Annotated in this window: 4 protein-coding genes and 1 pseudogene; 4 read left to right on the forward strand and 1 reads right to left on the reverse strand. The window is 65.6% G+C overall.

Annotated features, from left to right (window positions below):
* Positions 1-281: nicotinate-nucleotide--dimethylbenzimidazole phosphoribosyltransferase (locus SACPADRAFT_RS27705; RefSeq protein WP_007027119.1), on the forward strand; the 281-nt coding region annotated here is incomplete at its 5' end.
* Positions 282-395: 114 nt separating this feature from the next.
* Entirely contained in the window at positions 396-698 is a 303-nt protein-coding gene (locus SACPADRAFT_RS31540; protein ID WP_198048323.1) for a hypothetical protein, read from the forward strand.
* Between the two features lie 625 nt (positions 699-1,323).
* On the opposite strand, the pseudogene SACPADRAFT_RS34595 reads toward SACPADRAFT_RS31540, so the two are convergent.
* Positions 1,324-1,560, reverse strand: a pseudogene (locus SACPADRAFT_RS34595) (NucA/NucB deoxyribonuclease domain-containing protein); the annotation flags it as partial.
* A gap of 297 nt (positions 1,561-1,857) precedes the next feature.
* On the opposite strand from SACPADRAFT_RS34595, the gene SACPADRAFT_RS27710 reads away from it, so the two are divergent.
* Both SACPADRAFT_RS27710 and SACPADRAFT_RS27715 read left to right on the forward strand, forming a co-directional pair.
* Entirely contained in the window at positions 1,858-2,415 is a 558-nt protein-coding gene (locus tag SACPADRAFT_RS27710) for a GNAT family N-acetyltransferase (RefSeq protein ID WP_007027117.1), read from the forward strand.
* An 84-nt stretch (positions 2,416-2,499) separates the two neighbouring features.
* Entirely contained in the window at positions 2,500-2,799 is a 300-nt protein-coding gene (locus SACPADRAFT_RS27715; RefSeq protein ID WP_007027116.1) for an SRPBCC family protein, read from the forward strand.
* Positions 2,800-2,902: the final 103 nt, after the last annotated feature.

The raw sequence follows: 2,902 nt of genomic DNA on the forward strand, positions 1-2,902 counted from the left end.
CCGAACGCCGCACCCCGGTGCTGCTGGACGGCGTGTTCTCCTGCGCCGCCGCCCTCGTCGGCGCCGAACTCGCCCCGGACGCGCCCCGCTGGTGGCTGGCCGGGCACCGCTCCACCGAACCGTCCCAGGCCTTCGCGCTCAAGGCGCTGGGCCTGGAGCCGATCCTGGACCTCGGCCTGCGCCTCGGCGAAGGCAGCGGGGCCGTGCAGGCCGTACCGACCTTGCGCGCCGCGCAGGCCGTCATCGGCGAGATGGGCCTACTGGCGGATCTGGACCGGTAGGCTCCGCTCGGGCGTGTTGGGCTCATCCGGGCCCGGATGGCCCACACGGGGTGTCTCATCCCTGCGCCAACACCGCACCAGGACTTGCCGCCGCGCAGCGATCGAAGGGTCCCCATGCAACGACCGTCTCGGCGACTACTCTCCGGTTACACAGGGAGCGTTCTGGTCACCGCGGCTCTGGTGACCTGGTGGGTCGCCGAGGCGAGTGTGGAACCACCTCCGGACGAGGAGACCTCACCTCGCGGCATGATTTCCCGCCGGGGTTGCCGGGAGGGCATAAACGGGTGCGAGACACCCGCTCTCGCCCCGGAAACGCTGATGGTCATCGCGCTCACCGCCTTCATCGGCTGTGCACTGCTCGTGGCCGCCCTGGTCTCGAAATACAGGTGGGACCTGGCGCACCCGCCGGAGAACTGAGCGACACGCTCGGACTGTCCGAGATCGCTCATTACATCGTCCGTGCGACACGATTTCCCCAACGCACAGCCTTCCTCGTCCCGATCCGCAAACCGCCCACATCAACTGCACTCGACCACCGGCCACAACTGGATGAGCCACCCTTCGAAATCTGATTCGAAGTCATGATCGTACTCCTCGGGACGGTTACGAGTCACCCGGTGCACCCGCGCGAGCAATCGAGATGGACAGCGGACCAACGCTCGCCCCTCCGAGTGTGAAGCCGTCAATGATTGCAACCGAACTTCACTGCGGACATCACACGCGACCTCGCCGACGACGTCCCACGGCCCGTCGTCGGCCCCTACGTGGCCATCCCAAACTTCGACACGGACCCACGGATAATGATCCGTTCCAACACTGTGCAGAAGGATCCCGCCCGGCCCACCCGCCGCAACCCACGGGTGCCCCGACGGAACCGCTATCCGTGTAGCAAGCCTCTCCATACTTGTTTCCTGGAGAGTGAACTGTCCGTACTCCACGACTACCGCGTCCTCGAACGAGGATATCATACGCGACATGACATCACCTGCTTCCACGAAGCAGAATCATACCATTCACCTTCTTTCAGGCGAACCGTGCCTTGTCACGGCACGATTCGCACCCAGAACGGATCATTATCAAGAATTCGCGACGCCGTGAGCCATGAACCGTACACCCGCCCGGCTGTTTCGTTATGATCTCCGCTGATTGCACGAACAGCATAGTCGAACACCGAGTCACCGTCGATTCTAGCTGCGTTCTCATAGGTGGTGGCGAATGGGTATTCGTCGCACTGCCGAGCCACACCATCCGGCCCCTGCGTGTACCTTGGTCCGTAGTAGGAGCGACAGGTCTTTTTTTATCCTACGTCGAGACGCCTTTATGTCATTCTCAACATCGTACCCACGGTAGAGCCGGTGCAGCGGCTCTTCTCCGGGTGCTCCTGGAACTACTTTCCCCGCAATCCCCGGATTCGTTCGCCTGATATCTTTTTGAGCGTCTCGGATGAAAAGAGCAGACTCCGACAAGTTCGGATCCGAAGCGCTAAACTCCAACACTGGTTTGCAGTGCTCATGCACCGGAACGGCGTCGAGGGTGGCCACGGCCGTACGTCCCCCGATGAGAGAATGCCTGCCTCGTGGAGACCGAACAGCGCGTCCTACCGACCGACCGCCTGACGCTGGAACCGTTGCGGGCGGAGCACGCCGAACCCCTCGTGGACCTCTTCGCCGAACCGGAGCTGAGCCGCTACTACCCGGGCGACCTCACCCGGCGTGAGAACGCCGAGGCGATGGTGCGGCAGCGGCTGGCCTACTCCGGCCCGCCGGAGCTGGGCCACTGGGCGTTCGTGCGGGACGGCGCGGTGATCGGGCTCGGGCACCTGCGGCCGTCGTGGGAGCTGCCGGGCGAACTGCCCGAGATCGGCTGGTACCTCGCCCGCGCGCACGGCGGCCGGGGGCTGGCCACCGAGGCCGCCCGCGCCCTGCTCCGGTACGGCCTGGGCGAGCTGGCGCTGGACTCGGTGTGGGCACTGGTGCACACCGACAACACACCGAGCCTGCGGCTGGCACAACGGCTGGGTTTCCTGCGCGTCGGCAGCGGCGTGCACTACGGCGACATGTGGCACCACGTGCACGTCGCCCTGCCCGGCCGGACACCCGGGCCACCCGGGACCGAGGGGACCTCGGCCCTCTGAACCGGGGCCGGAGCGCCCTGGCCGGGCGTGGCGGCGCGTGGTCCGCTGAGATCGGCAACCGCAGCCGCGCACGGGAGGGACAGCATGGCCCGCATCGAGGGAGCGATCACCATCGCGTGCCCCGTGGAGACCGTGTTCGACTACGTCGCCGACCAGACACACGAACCGCGCTACAACCCGATCATGGTGCGCGTCGAGAAGCTCACCGCCGGGGACATCGGCCCGGGGACCCGGTTCCGGTCGGTGGCGCGCTCGGCGGGACACACCGCGGAGATGGTCACCGAGTACACCGACGTCAATCGGCCGCGGCTACTGGCCTCCACCACGACGATGAGACAGGCCCACATCACCTACACACTGAACGTTTTCCACTTGGCGTGGTAGAGCCTCAGCGCTGGTGGGGCTGGGTGTGGACAGAGGAGAAGCTCCTGGTAGACGAGTGATTGTCTAGATCAACTCTGTGGCTACCAGGAGCTTCGAGGTGCTT

The sequence above is a fragment of the Saccharomonospora iraqiensis subsp. paurometabolica YIM 90007 genome (genome assembly GCF_000231035.2).
In the GTDB taxonomy this organism is placed as follows: Bacteria; Actinomycetota; Actinomycetes; order Mycobacteriales; family Pseudonocardiaceae; genus Saccharomonospora; species Saccharomonospora paurometabolica.

What these genes read in the sequence shown, in the direction of transcription:
- SACPADRAFT_RS27715 (WP_007027116.1), top strand. Translation starts at nt 2,500, where the DNA reads ATGGCCCGCATCGAGGGAGCGATCACCATCGCGTGCCCCGTGGAGACC.
- SACPADRAFT_RS31540 (WP_198048323.1), top strand. Translation starts at nt 396, where the DNA reads ATGCAACGACCGTCTCGGCGACTACTCTCCGGTTACACAGGGAGCGTT.